Consider the following 18,120-nt stretch of genomic DNA (forward strand, 5'->3'; position numbering starts at 1 on the left):
AGTCAACAATGTTGGCTTTTATTTTTGGCTAAAATTTGCTTTTAATATACAAAATAAGGTATACTTGTATAAGAAAAATATGGAGGTATCTTATGTCTTCGAAAAAAAATAAAACTCAAAAGAAAATAAATAAAAAGAAAGTATTTATCGCTCTTACTATATGTATCTTAGTTGCTTTAATTGGTGGTGTGAGTGTTCTAGCCTATGGTGTCTATAAAGATACAGAAACCTTTGATGCAAAGAAACTTTTATCATCCGGTGCAAGTGTGATGTACGATGATCAAGGACAAGTTCTTTATACTTATGGTAGTGAAGAAAATGGAACAAGAGAAAATATCACCTATGAAGATCTTCCACAAGTTCTTGTTGATGCTGTTGTTGCTGCTGAAGATTCTCGTTTCTTTGAACATAATGGTTTTGACTTACCACGTATTGCTAAAGCAGCTATGTCTAATTTAGTAGCCGGAGGTATTAGAGGTGGAGGTTCTACAATCACCCAACAATTGATTAAAAAAGCTTACTTCCCTAATGCTGAAAAAACATATACGAGAAAGTTTAGTGAAATTATTCTTGCTATCCAAGCGGATAAAGCTTTAAGTAAAGAGGAAATTTTAACACTTTATTTAAATAAGATCTATTTTGGTAGAAGTACACGTTCAATTGGTATTTCTTCTGCTTCTCGTTATTATTTTGATAAAGATGTTAGTGAATTGACCCTACCAGAAGCAGCTATGCTTGCAGGAAGTTTAAATTCACCATACAACTATGATCCTTATTATTGTTTAAATAACGCTACGGAAAGACGTAATACAATTTTAAATCTTATGGTGAAGCATGGTTATATCACTCAAAAAGAATGTGATGACGCCAAAAATGTGAAGGTTGAAAACATGTTATGCTCATCTAAAATTACAAACAGTTCCGTTAATGCAGCTTATGTAGATATCGTAACAGATGAAGTAAAGAAAAGAACAGGATTAGATCCTTTAAAAACACAAATGAATATCTATACATATTGTAATAGTGAAACCCAAGCACTTGCTGCTGCTATTGGTAATGGTGAAAAATATGATTATAGTGATGAAGATATGCGCATGGGTGGTGCTGTTCAATCAAGCCAAGATGGTCGTATTGTCGCTGTCATTGGTGGACGTAATTATAACTTTGGTAATTATAATTATGCTACACAAAAACAACAACCTGGTTCATCTGTAAAACCATTTTTGGATTATGGACTTGCTTTTGAAAATCTTGATTGGTCTACAGGACATTCAATTAATGATGATGATTACTATAATGGTAAATTTAAAAACTGGGATCGTCAGTTCCATGGCTTAGTAACAGTTGAAAACGCTCTTGAAAATTCATGGAATATACCAGCTATTAAAACATTTGATGAAGTTCAACAAAAAATTGGTAGTGATAAAATCCAAGAAGCGATGGAATCTATTGGTATTTCAATGAATAAAGAAAATATTGGTCTAGCAAGTGCCATTGGTGGTTGGTCTTATGGTATTTCCCCACTTGAAATGGCAGGAGCTTACGCTACTATTTCTAATAATGGCTTATATACTGAAAGTCATACAATCAATTATGTTGAAGTTGTCCAAACAGGTGAAACATTTAATATAGATGAAGAAATTCAAAACAATGCTAAACAAAGTGCTTATTCAAAAGCCAGTGCTTTTATGGTAAGACAAGTCATGCTAGATTATACTAAAAATGGTAGTGGTAATTATGCGTATGTCAGTGGTATTGAAAATGTAGGTGCTAAAACAGGTACTTCTAACTGGGCTAGTACGGCTAAAAATGGAATGGCAGGTAAAAGCCGTGATTTATGGATGTCAGCTTATACATCTGACTATATCTGTTCTGTATGGATGGGATTTGGTAAAGAAGGTATTGATAAAGGTAAAACAACGAGTCAATATAAAGCTTATCCTGGTAAAGTTGTTCAAACACTTTTAAATCATTTGCAAAGTAAAGGAAGTCAAAAATCTTATCCTGATCAACCAGATGATGTTGAACAAGCAGCAATGGTCAAAGGTATTTATCCATATGTTTCACCAAGTGAAGGAATGAGCGAAGATATGATTATTCAAGCTTGGTTTAAAAAAGGAACTGCCCCTACTCAAAGCGTTGATAGTGATGTCTTTAATTTAGCTGAACTTTCTTCATTTGATGTAAGTTTAAGTGGTCAAAGTATTACCTTTAACTTTGCTCCATATAATCCTGAAAACGCCGTTACTGATGAAAATGCTAATGATGCAACGAAAACATTTGGTAAAGTTGTTTATACAGTTGTCGTTCAAGATCAAAATGGTCAAGAGCTTCATCGAGAAAACTTCTCTACTTCAAGTGGAACCCTAAACTATACAGTCAATCAAAATGTAAAAGTAATTGGTTTCTATAGTTATGAAAGAGCACCAGAACGTACATCTAATCAAATAGAAAAAGATTTATCTATTAATTTATCAACAGTAAATGCATCACTTTCTTGTGATAGTGGTCAAATAAATGATGGGGCAACCATTTCATCAACCTCTATTCAAGCAACCATTTCAGTTCAAGGTCAAGGTCATAGTGTGACAATTGCTTTATATGATCAAAATGGAAATGTACTTTCATCTGTTAATCATCATAGCGCTACATTTTCTAATTTAAGTCATGGACGTTCATATTCTATTAAATTCTTAGAATCTAATGGTTCAGCATCTGTTGAAAAAACCATTCATTTTACAGTATCTTAACGAAAAACCATTCATTTAAACAAATGAATGGTTTTTATTTTAGATAATGTTATAATAAGGTAGTGAGGAAAAAGAAAATGGCTATTGAAAATTATGAAACATATACAAAAAATATTCTAGAAATGATTTTTAATAATCAAGATATTGAACAATTACTACCCTATTTATCTAAAAATATCAAAGCCATGGGTTTAAATACAGAAGGTATATTAACATATGATGATATTATTAATCATTTAAAGCAATACAAATCTAATCAATTTACATTCTTTATTAATGAATTTAATACAAATATTATTTATCAAAATGATTCAGTATGTGTAATTGAAGGTAGTTTTATTCTTCATATGGAAGAATATCAAGCAACAACTCAATATTTTTATAGTATTGTACTTAAAAATAATCAAATAGAACTTCTTCATACTTCTATAGGAAATAACATATCTCATGAAAAAGAAGAATCTTTTTCATTACCTATATGTTCTTTTAAATTAGATAAAAATCTAACAATTATCGATGTAAATGACCATTTATTAAATCTACTTTTATATCATAGTAAAGAAGAATTTTTAAACGATGTACAAAATCAGTGGATTAATTGTATTCATAAAAATGATGTTTATCATGTCATTGAAACACTTTCAAAAGATATTTCTTCTCTTGAAAGACATCAATTAGAGTATCGTATTAGAAGAAAAGATCATAGTTATTTATGGGTTTATGATCAAGGACAATTTATTTTTAATTTACAAAAAGATGTGCGTGTTCAAAGTTGTATAAGTGATATTACGTCTATTAAAAATAGAGAATTAAATTCATTAATTGAAAAAGAAAAATATCAAATGGCATTAAAAGATAATTCTATTTCTATATTAGAATATCATATTCATGAAGATCGCATGATTATTGATATTTTAGATCAATCTAAAAAAAGAATTTATGATCATTATTTAGATTATGTTACTTCTTCAAAGTCTACTGTCTTTGAAGAAGATAAACAAAAAATAGTTGATTTATTTACTCAAAAAAGTAAAGGACCAATTATTTTTAGAGAACATCAAAGAAATTCAAAAGATTATTATGTTAAATCATTAGATGCTACTACTATTTATAATTCAAATGATGAACCTGAAATCATACTAGCAACAGCTTCAGATATTACTCATCGTTGGCATGAACAAAATACTTTAAAACAAAGAGCTCAAAGAGATTCTCTTACTCATTTATATAATTTAGAAGCTGGAAAATATATTGTTAATGAATATATTAAGCATCATCCTGGTCAAAAAAATGCTTTAATTGTTTTAGATATTGATCATTTTAAAGAAGTTAATGATACTTATGGTCATTTATCAGGAAATGAATTATTAATTTCACTAGCTAAGTATTTATTGTTTTATACAAATCAAGATGATATTGTAATTAGAATGGGTGGAGATGAATTTGTTATCTTTGTGAAAAATATTCAAAATGATTTAAATTATTTATGTAAAGAATTAATGAATCATTTAGATGAAATTACTTTATCTCATAATCGTCTTCGTTTTTCTATGAGTATGGGTATTTATGCATTTAATACATCATTAACTTTTGATGAAGCTTTTAAAGAAGCTGATGAGGCTCTTTATCATTCTAAAAGAAATGGTAGAAGTCAATTTACCATTAAATATCAATTATAAGGGATGCATTTCCCTTTTTTTGTATTATAATATAAAAACATAAAGGGGGAATTTTATGTCTTGTACAACATTATTAGTAGGAAAAAATGCATCCTATGATGGTTCTACAATGATTGCTAGAAATGATGATTCTGGAGCTAATGGTTTTACACCTAAAAAATTTATTGTCATTTCTTCAAAAGAACAAAAAAGAAAATATAAAACAGTTATTTCACATTTAGAAATTGATTTACCAGATCATCCTATGTCTTATACAGCAATGCCTAATGCGGTTAAAGGAAAAGGAATTTGGGCTGCCAGCGGTATTAATGAAGAAAATATTGCGATGACAGCAACAGAAACAATTACCTCAAATCCAAGAGTATTAGGGGCTGATCCATTAGTAGAATATGATCAAGAAAACAATATTCCTGGTGGAATTGGAGAAGAAGATATTGTTTATATTGTTTTACCTTATATTCATAGTGCCCGTGAAGGTGTTGAAAGATTAGGTCAACTATTAGAGAAATATGGTACCTATGAAATGAATGGAATTGCTTTTCAAGATCAAAATGAAATATGGTGGTTAGAAACAATTGGTGGGCATCATTGGATGGCTAAAAGAGTTCCTGATGATCATTATGTAGCAATGCCTAATCAATTTGGTATTGATAATTTTGATTTAGAAGATGCACTTACTTCCAAGAAAAATCATATGTGTTCTTCAGATATGAAAGAATTCATAGAAAAATATTATCTAGATCTTTCTTTAAATTCTAAATTTAATGCTCGTGACACATTTGGAAGTCATGATGATTCTGATCATATTTACAATACACCACGTGCTTATGATATTGAAAGATATTTTAATCCACATACATTTAATCATCAACCATTTGATGATGATATTCCATGGTCACAAGTACCAGAAAAGAAAATTACAGTAGAAGATGTTAAATATGTTTTATCTTTACATTTCCAAGGAACTGATTTTGACCCTTATAAAACATATGGAGATTTATCAAAAAAAGGAATGTACCGTCCTATAGGAATTAATCGTAATGACTTTTTATCAGTTATTCAATTAAGGAATGATGTACCTAAGTCTTTCCAAGCAATTGAATGGATTGCCTATGCATCAAATGTCTTTAACGCATTGGTTCCTTTCTATGGAAGTATCAGTGAAACACCAGATTATTTATCTAATACAACAGATACTGTTTCTACAGATAATTTCTATTGGTCAAGTCGTTTAATTGCTGCTATGGCAGATGCTTCTTATAAAAAATCATCTATTCATATTGAACGTTATCAAAAAAATGTTATGGCTAAAGGGCATCACTTAATAAACACCTATGATGAACTTTTACAAAAAGAAAACGATTTAAACAAACAACTTCAACTTAAACATCAAGCCAATCAAGAAATAGCTGATATGTTAAAAGAAGAAACAAATAAAACAATTTCACTTGTTTTAAACGAATTAAGTCTTTCAATGAAAAATAAATTTGAACGTTCAGACGCATAAAAGAGGTTCATTCGAACCTCTTTTAACTCTTATTTATTTTCATAAACAGCAATAATTTCACCAATATATCTTTGATGATAATCTTTTTGTGGATACCATCTTTCATCTAAAGATGAATCAATAAATTGTTTAGGATCAATCATATCACTATAAATTTTCTTACATACAAAAACCATTTTACCTTGTTTAAAAGTTGGTTGATTTTCTACTTCCTCTATATCAAAAGAAACTTCAGCAATTTTATCGCCATCTCTACCAGATTTAGAACCTAAAACACCTAATTCCTTTTTATAACCATCAAATAAAGTAACAGTAAAATAATCTCCGGCATCTACAAATTCTTTCGTATATCTTTGAGGTCGAATATAAACAGTCATTACATTTTTACCCCATAAATGTCCAAGTTGTCCCCAACTTGCTGTCATTGTATTAACAACTCCATCTTTTTTAGCTGAAATAAGTACCCAATGATTACTAATTTCATCAAAAGGATTAAACTTTAAATCTTGAATATTTACTTTTTCAAACATAGTATTACCTCCTAATATCCTAATTCTTCATTTATAACAAGCACCGTCATTCTACTTAACGGTTGCCTTGCAATCTTCACATAAGCACTACATATACGATCGTCACTTTGACAATCTACGCATTTTCCAACTTGAACACATGGTGTGTTCTTATGTAAACGTAATGCATTAGCTGGACATGATATGTTTTTAATATGTTGAATAGCTGAATCTTCATCATCAAAAATCTTATTCATGCCAACAATCACAATCACTTTTTTAGGACCATAAATCATTGCTGCTACTCGATTTCCATTTCCATCAATATTATAAAGATTTCCATTTCTATCGATTGCATTTGAACTTGTTAAATAAACATCAGCGAGTAATGATTGATGAAAAACATCTTCAATTTCATCTCTAGAAAGACCTTCTTGATAACGATCTAAAAAACGAACAGGTTTATTTCTTAAATAATTAATAACTCCTGTTTCAAATAAAGTCATTGAACCACCAACACCTACTGTTTGATCATCTTTAAGTAAAGAATCTAAATAATTTAATAATTCTTGTTTGTTATCTAAAAAAAGTAATTCAATATGATTTTGATTAAATGCTTTTTGCATTTTTTTATTTTTTATTTCTAATATTTTTTGAATATTTTGATCCATAGTTATCTTTTCGATTCTTTTATTTTATCTTTACACATATCATATAAATGACATTCTTTACAATTTGGATTTTGTGCTTTACAAAAATATCTACCAAAAAATATGAACTGATGATGTGCTTTATTCCATCTATCTCTAGGAATAGAACGACAAACCTTTCTTTCAACATCATTTACTGTATCATCTTTTTTAGCAAAACCTAATCTTTTAGAAATCCGTTCAACATGCGTATCTACAGCAAATGCAGGTTCATCAAAACCAACAGATAAAACAACATTCGTTGTTTTTCTACCTACTCCTGGTAAACTTTCTAATTCTTTTCTTGTTTTTGGCACTTCACCATTGTATTCTTCAAGCAAAACCTGTGCCATTTTCTTTAAATTTTTAGCTTTATTTCTATAAAGTCCAATTATTTTAATATCATCTTGTAAATCTTCTAGAGATGCTAAAGCAAAAGATTCAACAGTAGGATACTTTTTAAAAAGTGAAGCCGTCACTTGATTGACTTTTTTATCAGTTGTTTGTGCTGAAAGCATGACAGCTACTAAAAGTTCAAAGACATTTTGATGATTGAGTTCACAATGAGCATCAGGAAAGAGTTCTTCAAAGTAATCTAATACTTTGTTTGTTTTTTCTTTATTCATCTTCCCACCAATGATAATGACTTTCTTTTACTTTTCTTTCTTGTGGTTTTTCATCAATATATCTTTCTTTAACTCCATTTTGAGCCCAATTAATTAAAATACCTTCAATATATCTTAAAGTTAAAACTTGACTTTTAACAGCTTCTTTTAAAGCTTTTAAAATCATTTCTTCACTATAACCGCTTTGAACCCACTCTTTAATACTATCAAATTCCATCGGTGTTAATGGTCTACCAAATTGTTCTTCAAAAACATCAATCATATTCATTTTTTCTTCTACTGGAGCTTCTTTGTTTTCTAAAAGTTTTTCTTCAAAATGATTTAAACATATCGCTCCATTTTTATTAAAAATCCATTTTTTCTTTAAAAGAGAATCTAAAATATGATCCATTTCATGAGGAGTAAGTGATGAATATTTTAATAATAATGAAGGTGTAATCATTTTTTTATGCAACGTAACAAAAGTATCAATCAATAGTAATATATGACATTCTTCATCTGTCAAAGAGAGTTCTTTCCCTCTTAAAAGTAATAATCTTTCTAAATTTATACATTCTAAATCTTTTAAATATTTAATCATATCTTTTTATAATTTATATGCTTTCAAAAATTCTCCATTATCTAAAGAATAAAACGCATATAATAAAGTATCCTTTCCTTTATAAGTTAAACAATAAACAAATTGATCATTTTCATATCCTATCTCTACTTTTGTTGGATTTACTTGATATTTTTGAACAAAAGCATTCTTCACTTCTTTTTTAGAAATAGTTTCACCTTCAAAAGTATCCACCTTTTTTAATTTTTTATTACATACAACATACATTGTTTTCTTTTTATTTTTTACTTTAACAATATAATTTATTTTCTTATTTTGATAAGCATTAAAATAGTCATCATAGTCATAATGATATTGACTACATATTTCTTCTTGTATACTTACTAAATCATTTTTATGCTTTGTGTAAGGAACATGTACCCAAAGCATGTAAAAACATATATATACAAAAACAATAACTAAAAATGTTAACACGATTTTAAAACGATGTTTTCTAAAAAAAGCTTTCATACATTATTCCTCCATGCCACCTTATTATAACCTTTTTAAACAAAAAGAAAAAGCCTTTTGGCTTAGTCTCTTCCTCGATCATTTCCTAAAACAACTAAGACAATTCTAAGTAATGAAAGAAGGGTCGATAACATTCCTGCAACATAGGTTAGCGCTGCAGCTGTTAACATTTTTTTAGCTCCAAAATATTCATCTTGAACTAAATAACGATCATTTAAAATACTCAAAGCTCTAGAAGATGCATCAAATTCAACTGGAAGGGTAACAATTTGAAATAATAACATTAAGCTTGTAAGTAAAACACCAATCCAAGCAATAGATGTTCTTCCCATAAAAAGACCAATCATAATGGCAACCCATCCTAAATTATAAGAAAAGTTACATACAGGAACGATAGCATTTCTAAATGTCAATGGTCTATAACCTTCTTGATGTTGAAGTGCATGTCCACATTCGTGAGCAGCTACCGCAAGTGAAGCAATACTTGTCCCATGATAAATATCACGAGATAGATGTAATGTTTGATTACTTGGATTATAGTGATCACTTAAACGTCCTTGAACTTCAAAGATTTGAACAGAAGACAAACCATGTTGATCAAGAATTTCTCGCGCTACATCATAGCCCGTTAAATGTCTGCTATTTTGAACCTTTGAATATTTATTATAAGCACTTGAAACTTTCATTTGTGCAAGTGCCATCAAAGCAACACCAACTAGAACAAGTATATTCCCTAACATATAATAAGAATTTGTATAATAGTAATAATTAAACATTTTATTCACCTCAATTTATAGTTTACACTTCTATTATGAACAGAAAATGAAAAAGATGCTTAATTCATAGCATCTTTTAATCTGTTACTAGGTTTAAATGTCACTGTTTTACTAGCAGGAATAATCATTTCTTCTTGAGTTTTAGGAGAAATTCCTTTTCTAGCTTTGCGATCATTGACTTTAAAAGTACCAAATCCAGAAATAAGTACCTTATCTCCTTCAACAACGCTTCTAGTAATCGTATTAAACACAGTATCTACAAGTAGTTCTGCTTCTTTTTTTGTTAAATTACGTTCTATTGAAACTGATTCAACTAATTCTTTCTTATTCATTTTCACACCCCGCAATAATAAAAATACTAGGTTAGTATAGCATCTAAAAAACGTTGTTTCAAGAGATTTTTAAAGAACTTTTTTAAAAAATTATAAAACAATTGCGATCACATTTGATTTACCTTTATTTACAATTTTTGACAATATATCATGTATTTTTAAACTTGCGTTTTCTGGGATCATATTCAATTTATAATACATCCCCTCTTCTATTAAATCACCTAATTTTCTACCAAAAACATCACATGAAAAAATAGCTTCCTTATCATTTCCATTATGATTTAAATAATCAATAAAGCTTTCCGCTTGTTGCTTTGAACCAATAATTGGTTCAAATGTACTTTCAATATCAATTTTAATCATATAAGTGGTTGCTGCTTTACTTTTTAACTTCATTCCATATCTAGAACCTTGTTTAATAATTTCTGGTTTTGATAATTCTATTTCTTCTAAACGAGGAATCGCATAACCATAACCTGTTTGTCTTACCATACTAAGGGCATTCGAAATACCATCATATTCATCCTTGATAGTCATCAATTCTTGTAACAAGGCAAGAATAGAAGAACGATCTACTTCATAACCAACAATATTTGTTAGTAATTCATCATATAAACCATTTCTTTCTTCAATGCGAATCGTCGCTGAAGAATGAGATGTATCGACACTTTTTAAATAAGCTCTTTTAACAAAGTCATACGATTCAATACCTTCTGTAAGATGTTTGACATCTTTTATTTTTTTGATTTCTACTAATGAATTTTTTAGTGCTTCATCTAATGTTTGTTTTAACCAATGTTTTTGATTTAACATTGCAATATAACGTGGAACTTCAATTTTCACTTCATGAATTCCAAATTCATTAAGTGCTTCTTGTAAAAGATGCACGATTTGAGTTTCTAACATGTTGGTTGTATCAATAGCAATGATTGGTACATCGTATTCTTTTTGATAACTTTCAACAACATTTTGACACTTTGAACTTGAAGGATCTTTACTATTGACAATCACAATAAATGGTTTCCCTATATCTTGCAACTCTTGAATGATTTCTTTTGTTGCACTGTGATAACTTTGTTCATCAATATCTAGAAAACTACCATCACTAGTAACAACGATTCCAATCGTTGAATGATCTTGAATAACCTTTTTTGTTCCAATTTTAGCTGCTTGATCAAAAGGTATACTTTCATTATACCATGGTGTTTTAACAAGACGTATCCCACTGTCATCTTGATAACCACTTGCCCCTTCAATCACATATCCTACACAATCAACTAAACGTACATTGATTTTAAAATCATCTTGTAAATCTATCTTAACGGCTTGATTCGGTATAAACTTAGGTTCTACAGTCATAATCATTTTGCCTTTTCCTGATTGTGGAAGTTCATCGATCGTTCTTATCTTTACATCAGGATCTTCAATATAAGGAATAACCGCCATTTCCATAAATCTTTTAATAAAAGTCGATTTCCCACTTCTTACAGGTCCAACGATTCCTAAATAAATATCACCTTGACATCTTTTACCAATATCTTTAAGAATTTGTTTCGTTTCCATTATCATAACTCCTTTTATTCCAATATATTAAAAACTTACGAAATCATTCCTAAATAATAAAAACAAAGCATAAAAACAAATGAAAGAAAATCTAAGAAAAAGCCTAACCATAATGTATAGCTATACTTCTTTAAATGAATACTTCCATAATATAAAGAAACAACATATAAAGTTGTATCACTTCCTGTTTGTAAAATAGATCCCATTAAACTATAAAGATGATCTATTCCATAATGATCATAAATTCTTTTTAAAATAATAAGAGAAGTTTGACTACTTATTGGTCTTGTAAAAGCCATTAATAATAAATCAAGGGGAATTGAAAAAAATCGAATAAAGAAAGTACCTATTAAAGAGATAAAACCACTACTTAAAAAAAGATTGACCCATAAAGTAAGAAGCATTATAGAAGGAAAAAGAATCATTAAATAACGCATTCCTTCTTTGACTCCTGTAATAAATTCTTCATAAATAGGTATTTTTTTATAAGCACATTCTAAAAAACTCCATAAAATAATAAGTAGAATTAAATTAGACATGTTCAATCACCTTAATAATAACAATTCCTATAATTGTAATTGAAAAACCAATAAATAAACTATAAGGATAAAAAGCTAAAATATTTTGACTATGATAATTTTGTCTAATTGTCATCATGGTAGTTGGTAAAATAGAAAAGCCTGCCGTATTGATTACTACTAGTATTTTTATTTGAAGAGGATAATTCTTTTCTTTTAATTTAGAAATTGCTTGTAAACCACTCATTGTAGCAAGTGTTCCAAGTCCTAATAGATTAGCAATCAAATTTGAAGATAGTGATTGATAGATTTGTTCATCTTGAATACATCGTCCATAGATCCAACGTAATAGTGGTTTAAATAGAAAATTTAAATGATTCATCATATTTGAAGCCTGAATTATTTTTAATAAACCATTCCATAAACAAATACTTAAAATAAGTGTTTTACAAAGTTCAAAGACATCAAAAGGTGTTTGTAAAAGAGCTTTTAACATGGCTTCTTGTTTATTAAAAATCAAACCAACAATAATAAAAAGAATAATCCCATAATGAAAAATCTTATTCATAAACTAGATCCTTTAAGATCATTAAATAAAAATCTCTAAACCGATATCTCTTTAATTTAATTTTTTTAATATACGTTTGATTTCTATAAATAAACATTTCTTCATTATGAATCAAATAACTTACACTTTCATCCTTTTCTTTTGACATCAACAAATCATTTTCAAACAAGTACCAGTTTCCTTTAATATTTCTAACCCCTTTATCAAACAACACAAGTTTTTCATAATTTTTAAAACATTCCTCATACTTTTTTTGATGAAACTCAAAATCATTTCCACAATTAAAAGTAACAATAATTAAATCAACTTGTTTTTTTATAGCTCGTGTAATCAATGTTCTTTTGGCTTTTTTGGTATAACCTGTTTTACCACCAACACAATAAGGATATTCTTTTAAAAGACGATTTTTATTATGCCAATAACCTTTTCCATCTAGTCTTTTATACTCTTTTGTTTTAACAATTTGATTAAAAAGAGGATTTTGGCAACAATAACGATAAAGTATCGCCATTTCTTTAACTGTTGATAAATTTCCTTCATCTTCTTCATCTAAACCTGAAGGATTAGAAAAATGTGTCTGTTTCATTCCTATATCTCTAGCTTTTTCATTCATCATTTCCACAAAACGTTCAACACTTCCACCAACACTTTTAGCCAGCATTAAAGCACAGTCATTCCCACTTCGAAGCATTAAACCATATAAAAGATCTTGAATCGTAATTCGATCTTTTATATGTATATAGACACAACTCCCATAAGCTTTATTAATCGTTTCATCAACCGTAATCTTTTTATCTAAGCGACTATTTTCAATAACAACGATGGCAGTCATAATTTTAGAAATTGAAGCAACACTTTGTAAATAATCTATATTTCTGCCTTCTACAACATATTGATTTAAACTATCATATACAATATAACTCTTTCCATAAAACTCGACATTGGTACAAATCATTTGAAAAATCATCAAAAAACTAATCAATAATTTCATTATATCACCTATATCATTCTATGTTTCTTCTTTCCATTTAACACAAATAGATTAAATACACTACATAGGAAAGTAACATCAAAAGACCACCTATTCTATTTAATTCATGTCGATAAATCGTTAAAAGCCATAATAAACAACCACTTCCTATAGCTACAAACATATCTATAATAAATTTACTTTCAAAAGGTACTGGACAAATTAAAGAAACACCTCCAGCAATAAATAAAATATTAAAAATATTACTTCCGACAATATTTCCAATCGCAATACCCGCATGATCTTTTCTAGCTGCCTGTAAAGAGGTTACTAATTCAGGCAATGATGTTCCAAAAGCAACAATCGTTAAACCGATGAATCTTTGAGAAAAATGTAACCAATAAGCTATTTGAGTGGCTGCTTTAACAACCAGTTGACTACCAATCATGACAAAAAAGATGCCTAAACCAATCAACAACACACATCCTATAAAAGAGTATTGTGAAGAGACTTCCTCCTCACTTTCTTTTTGTGACAACCAAAACAAATAAAGTAAATAAATGATAAACATACCTATTAAAATAAGTCCTTCTTGAAACGATACAACTTGTTGACTTTTTCCCATAACAAGTAAAACAAGACTTGAAAGCAACATATAAGGAATTTCAATGAACAATGTTGATTTTTCAATCTTTATTTTTGTAATCAAAGCGCTCATTCCTAAAACAATCAAAATATTTAAAATATTACTTCCAACAACATTCCCAATGGTAATTCCTGAATTTCCATTTAACCCTGCTACTAATGAAACAGCTGCCTCTGGCAAACTGGTTCCCATCGCACAAATCGTCAATCCAATAACTAATTGAGAAACATGAAAAATACTTGCTAGTGAAGATGCTCCGTCTACAAACCAATCTGCTCCTTTCACTAAAACAAAAAAGCCTGCTGTTAGTACAATAAGCGAATAAATCATTTTATCCCTCCTGTTTTCATTCTATTAAGATTTATTCATTAAATGAAAAAGAAGGGTAAATTTCCCTTCTTTCAATGATTATCGCTTGATTGAAATAAAATGATTTCTATCTATATATCTTATTTTCTTTTGTTCAAAAAGATCAATTATTTGTAAAAAACGTGCATCTTGTTTACATTCAAAAAAATATTGTTGATTTCTTGTTGTTACTAACATACAAACTACCTTTTGTTTTAAAGATAGATCAACTTCATAAAAATCTTCATTGTCTATTTCAAAAAGCTTATGTTTTTCTATATCACAACATTCAACTTTATCACTTGAAAAATATAAATATTTTTCAAAATCTTTATCTTCCATTATTTCTTAATGAATACCAAAGAATAACCCAGAAAAACAAAAGGCTTTTTTATATTCCTTATATGCTTTTTCTAATTGATCAAGACTTAAAATAAGTTTTACTTTCACCATTTTTTCTCCTTATATAAAATACTATCGTTATAATTAAACAAATAACTACATAAAAATCTATAGCAGGTAATGGAAAAGAAAGTTGAACTTGATTTCCATGAAATAATTTATTAAAGATAAATAAGATAATAAGTAGAATTATATTTTTTCGATAATCTATGACATCACTATTCCATAAGGCAATAAAATATAAAATAGGTAAAAAATAAAATAAACAATAAATAATAAAACTAATATGAATACTAATATATCCTAAAGGATTTAAAGAATTTGTAAGTAAGCTTTGACCACAAACCATGGTCATGATCATGAAAATTTCCATTAAATAATCAAAGACCCATACTTTATCTATTATCTTCATATAAATCTCACATTCCTTTCTACATATATTCTAATAAATACTTTATTTGCCTAGAGATGTAATTTATCTTTTCCTTACTTTTATTATATTATTATATTATTTGTATATCAATATTATTTTTATTATTTTAATATAAAAAAAGATCTAAGTAATTCTTAGACCTTTAATCGTTGATAATATTTAATATATTTAGAAAGCGGTAATCCTTCTTTGTTATTGATGTAAAAAACTTCTTGACCCTTTAATACAACATATTTTTGTTTATATTTAAAACATAAGTCACTATCTTTTTGAGTTATCAGAGGATATTGCTGAATAATTTTTTTATAAGCTATTTTATTTTTAAAAATATTTTCTACTTGATATTCAAAAATACCTTTTGAAATAGCTGCCGTAAATCCTTTATAATAGCCTTCCATTATTCCATGATCCCCTTCAATAGAATATCCTTGATATAACATTCCACCATCTTCATAGCTATAAGGTTGTTGTAAGCTTTGGACAGGTTCAATAGCGCTATAAGGATCGTCATCTGCTGGATGGTCATACAAACTTAAAGCAATTGTAGCAATAACACAAAGATAAACAATCGCATTAGATTTTTGATGTTTTTCTTTATAAAGATGTCCAAGATAACCAATTAGCCAAGAAACAAGTAAAATCAGAAATGATTTGAAACCATTTTGTTTTAATAAATCTAATAAAATCAAAATAATCCCAACATAAAGATTTATTTTAGATAAAGTATTAAAAATATTTTCTAAATAAAAGGGCTTATTTTTCATTACTTTTTTTAAATGTGATAGATTACATAAGCCAAAAAAGAACAAAGAGAGGCTTATAAGACTTACAGCAGTATAAAATAAATAAGTACCAAAATAAAAAGTCAAATAAGGTAAACTTGGCAACCCATGTATTTTAAAAGGTTGATAAGCAATTAATAAAACAATGGCCATGATCATTAAAAAATAATGAGTTGTAAAATTATAGATCGTTGATAAGATTTCTTTTTTATCACCTACATCTTGTTTTAAAGGTTGAGCAAAAAGATCTTCAACTTCTACTACTTGTAACCCAAAATAATTAACAATAATACAGCATCCTGCTTCTTTTATATCTTTATTTATTTGTTTATAATATATTTTATAATGCTTTCTTTGTGGTGTTCTTTTTTCAAATGTTAAAAAATTTAGACTTATATTTCTTAAAAACCAACCTTCTAAAGCTTTATTTTCTAATAATTCAATAAATTGATCTTCATTTACTAAATAATCTTTTGTAGATATTCTTTTATATTTCATAAACATCACCCATCTTTATTATATCAATATATTATATTTATTCAATAAATATTATTTTTATTATAAAGTATATAAAAAGTTGCCTAAGCAACTTTCTATGGTAGTGGTTTTTCACTTGCAAGATAGAGATCATACCATTCTTGTCTTGTAAGCGTAAAATCACATGCTTTAATTGTTTCTTTTAAATGTTGAGAGGATGTTGTCCCTACGATTGGTTGCATATGTGCAGGATGACGAAGTAACCAAGCAATCGCTATTGCTGGTTTAGTTACTTGATATTTATGAGCTAATTGTTGCATAACATCATTTAATTTTTGATAATTTGGATGATCAATAAAAGTTCCTTCCGCCCAAGAAGCTTGGATTGAACTCCATGGTTGGATCGTAATATCATTTAAACGACAATAATCTAAAACACCACCATCTTTATCTTGTGCAAATGCTTCTTTCATATTCATATTTAATCCTGAATCAATCATTACTGAATGAACGATTGATAATTGTAATTGATTAATAATAATTGGATATTTTAAATATTTCTTTAATAATTCTATTTGTAAAGGTGTGTGGTTAGAAACACCAAAATAATGAACTTTTCCAGCTTCATATAACTCATTAAAAGTTTCAGCAACTTCTTGAGGATCACATAAAGCATCTGGTCTATGAAGCAAAAGAATATCTACATAATCTGTATGTAATCTTTCTAATGATTCATTGACACATTTTAAGATATGTTCCTTAGAAAAATCATATCTTTTTCCAGGAACAATACCACACTTTGTTTGAATAATCATCTGTTTTCTATATTCAGGATGTCTTTTTAATACTTCACCAAATAATTCTTCTGATTTTCCTCCACCATAAATATCTGCATGATCAAAAAAATTAATTCCTGATTCTAGAGCAGTTTTGACAAGTTCTTCCACTTCTTCAATGCTTTTATCAGCAATTCTCATACATCCTAAAGCAATCTTTGATACCTTTAAATCCGTTTGTGGTAATGTTAAATATTCCATAGTTAGCTCCTTTATAATTTTAATAAATTTAAACCAATTTCTTCATCAAAGTAACGATCTACTTGTCCATTGATGACTTGAATAACCATTTCACATGTTGCTGAAACAATTGCTTTATTTAAATGACCACCAAAAACTTCTCCTTGATCATTTCCAGCAGATAGATGCATATGACTATAATATTCACCATTCATTGTATTAATAGTTCCCGTAAGAGATACAATTTCATAATCACCTTTAAATTCATTAGCATAATATTTCTTTTCCTTTGTTTTAAAAACACCAACTGTAAAATCATTAATTGCACCTAAAGCTTGAATACTTGCAAGTTTGATATTTTCTTTTAAAGCAATATTTTTAACTTGTTCAACAATATCTTCACCCTTATCAATTCTTGCGATAATTGTATTTTCAAATTTTTTATATTTCATTTTCTTTC

20 protein-coding genes are annotated in these 18,120 nt (G+C 28.2%); 3 read left to right on the forward strand and 17 right to left on the reverse strand.

The features are described from left to right. Window positions 1–92: 92 nt before the first annotated feature. The 3 genes from Fi14EGH31_RS10635 (at window position 93) to Fi14EGH31_RS10645 (ending at window position 5,936) form a co-directional block, all read left to right on the forward strand. Complete coding sequence (locus Fi14EGH31_RS10635; protein ID WP_117867577.1) at window positions 93–2,750, forward strand: transglycosylase domain-containing protein; 2,658 nt, start codon at window positions 93–95, stop codon at window positions 2,748–2,750. Window positions 2,751–2,827: 77 nt separating this feature from the next. Next, the gene (locus Fi14EGH31_RS10640) at window positions 2,828–4,429 is read left to right on the forward strand and encodes a GGDEF domain-containing protein (protein ID WP_117867576.1); all 1,602 of its coding nucleotides are present in this window, start codon (window positions 2,828–2,830) and stop codon (window positions 4,427–4,429) included. A gap of 55 nt (window positions 4,430–4,484) precedes the next feature. After that, entirely contained in the window at window positions 4,485–5,936 is a 1,452-nt protein-coding gene (locus Fi14EGH31_RS10645) for a C69 family dipeptidase (protein WP_200764796.1), read from the forward strand. Between the two features lie 29 nt (window positions 5,937–5,965). Here Fi14EGH31_RS10645 and Fi14EGH31_RS10650 read toward each other — a convergent pair whose 3' ends face one another. The 17 genes from Fi14EGH31_RS10650 to Fi14EGH31_RS10730 all read right to left on the reverse strand — a co-directional run bounded on the left by Fi14EGH31_RS10650 (window position 5,966) and on the right by Fi14EGH31_RS10730 (window position 18,112). Then, the gene (locus Fi14EGH31_RS10650) at window positions 5,966–6,466 is read right to left on the reverse strand and encodes a hypothetical protein (RefSeq protein ID WP_022001827.1); all 501 of its coding nucleotides are present in this window, start codon (window positions 6,464–6,466) and stop codon (window positions 5,966–5,968) included. An 11-nt stretch (window positions 6,467–6,477) separates the two neighbouring features. Continuing rightward, window positions 6,478–7,116 carry a lactate utilization protein gene (locus tag Fi14EGH31_RS10655; RefSeq protein ID WP_107030628.1) on the reverse strand — a complete coding sequence of 213 codons (639 nt, stop codon included), beginning with the start codon at window positions 7,114–7,116 and terminating at the stop codon, window positions 6,478–6,480. A gap of 2 nt (window positions 7,117–7,118) precedes the next feature. Further along, on the reverse strand, window positions 7,119–7,760 hold the full coding sequence (gene nth, locus Fi14EGH31_RS10660) for an endonuclease III (RefSeq protein WP_022001829.1): 642 nt from the start codon (window positions 7,758–7,760) through the stop codon (window positions 7,119–7,121). Then, window positions 7,753–8,340, reverse strand: coding sequence for a DnaD domain-containing protein (locus tag Fi14EGH31_RS10665; protein ID WP_022001830.1), 588 nt, complete (start codon window positions 8,338–8,340; stop codon window positions 7,753–7,755). The genes nth and Fi14EGH31_RS10665 overlap by 8 nt, the downstream gene beginning before the upstream one ends. A 6-nt stretch (window positions 8,341–8,346) precedes the next feature. After that, window positions 8,347–8,829 carry a hypothetical protein gene (locus tag Fi14EGH31_RS10670; protein WP_022001831.1) on the reverse strand — a complete coding sequence of 161 codons (483 nt, stop codon included), beginning with the start codon at window positions 8,827–8,829 and terminating at the stop codon, window positions 8,347–8,349. A 62-nt stretch (window positions 8,830–8,891) separates the two neighbouring features. Further along, entirely contained in the window at window positions 8,892–9,605 is a 714-nt protein-coding gene (locus Fi14EGH31_RS10675; RefSeq protein WP_022001832.1) for a zinc metallopeptidase, read from the reverse strand. 59 nt (window positions 9,606–9,664) lie between these two features. Then, a complete protein-coding gene (locus Fi14EGH31_RS10680) occupies window positions 9,665–9,937 on the reverse strand; it encodes an HU family DNA-binding protein (RefSeq protein ID WP_022001833.1) in 273 nt (90 codons plus the stop codon). A 90-nt stretch (window positions 9,938–10,027) separates the two neighbouring features. Further along, on the reverse strand, window positions 10,028–11,500 hold the full coding sequence (gene spoIVA, locus Fi14EGH31_RS10685) for a stage IV sporulation protein A (RefSeq protein WP_022001834.1): 1,473 nt from the start codon (window positions 11,498–11,500) through the stop codon (window positions 10,028–10,030). Window positions 11,501–11,535: 35 nt separating this feature from the next. Then, window positions 11,536–12,039: a hypothetical protein gene (locus Fi14EGH31_RS10690; protein ID WP_022001835.1), complete on the reverse strand. Its 504-nt coding sequence runs from the start codon at window positions 12,037–12,039 to the stop codon at window positions 11,536–11,538. Further along, window positions 12,032–12,586, reverse strand: a complete 555-nt coding sequence (locus Fi14EGH31_RS10695) for a hypothetical protein (RefSeq protein WP_200764797.1) — start codon at window positions 12,584–12,586, stop codon at window positions 12,032–12,034. The genes Fi14EGH31_RS10690 and Fi14EGH31_RS10695 overlap by 8 nt, the downstream gene beginning before the upstream one ends. Continuing rightward, entirely contained in the window at window positions 12,579–13,577 is a 999-nt protein-coding gene (locus Fi14EGH31_RS10700) for a D-alanyl-D-alanine carboxypeptidase family protein (protein ID WP_022001837.1), read from the reverse strand. The genes Fi14EGH31_RS10695 and Fi14EGH31_RS10700 overlap by 8 nt, the downstream gene beginning before the upstream one ends. A 37-nt stretch (window positions 13,578–13,614) precedes the next feature. Further along, the gene (locus tag Fi14EGH31_RS10705) at window positions 13,615–14,532 is read right to left on the reverse strand and encodes a calcium/sodium antiporter (protein WP_117782371.1); all 918 of its coding nucleotides are present in this window, start codon (window positions 14,530–14,532) and stop codon (window positions 13,615–13,617) included. 78 nt (window positions 14,533–14,610) lie between these two features. Continuing rightward, window positions 14,611–14,892 (reverse strand): hypothetical protein, encoded by a 282-nt coding sequence (locus Fi14EGH31_RS10710; RefSeq protein WP_022001839.1) that lies wholly within the window; start codon window positions 14,890–14,892, stop codon window positions 14,611–14,613. Between the two features lie 79 nt (window positions 14,893–14,971). Further along, a complete protein-coding gene (locus Fi14EGH31_RS10715) occupies window positions 14,972–15,364 on the reverse strand; it encodes a hypothetical protein (RefSeq protein ID WP_022001841.1) in 393 nt (130 codons plus the stop codon). 155 nt (window positions 15,365–15,519) lie between these two features. Further along, complete coding sequence (locus tag Fi14EGH31_RS10720; RefSeq protein ID WP_200764798.1) at window positions 15,520–16,665, reverse strand: DUF2812 domain-containing protein; 1,146 nt, start codon at window positions 16,663–16,665, stop codon at window positions 15,520–15,522. 95 nt (window positions 16,666–16,760) lie between these two features. Further along, on the reverse strand, window positions 16,761–17,681 hold the full coding sequence (locus Fi14EGH31_RS10725) for an aldo/keto reductase (protein ID WP_032090605.1): 921 nt from the start codon (window positions 17,679–17,681) through the stop codon (window positions 16,761–16,763). Window positions 17,682–17,692: 11 nt separating this feature from the next. Then, on the reverse strand, window positions 17,693–18,112 hold the full coding sequence (locus tag Fi14EGH31_RS10730; protein WP_022001844.1) for a PPC domain-containing DNA-binding protein: 420 nt from the start codon (window positions 18,110–18,112) through the stop codon (window positions 17,693–17,695). Between the last annotated feature and the right edge of the window lie 8 nt (window positions 18,113–18,120).

This window comes from Faecalibacillus intestinalis (genome assembly GCF_015097455.1).
GTDB lineage: Bacteria > Bacillota_I > Bacilli_A > Erysipelotrichales > Coprobacillaceae > Faecalibacillus > Faecalibacillus intestinalis.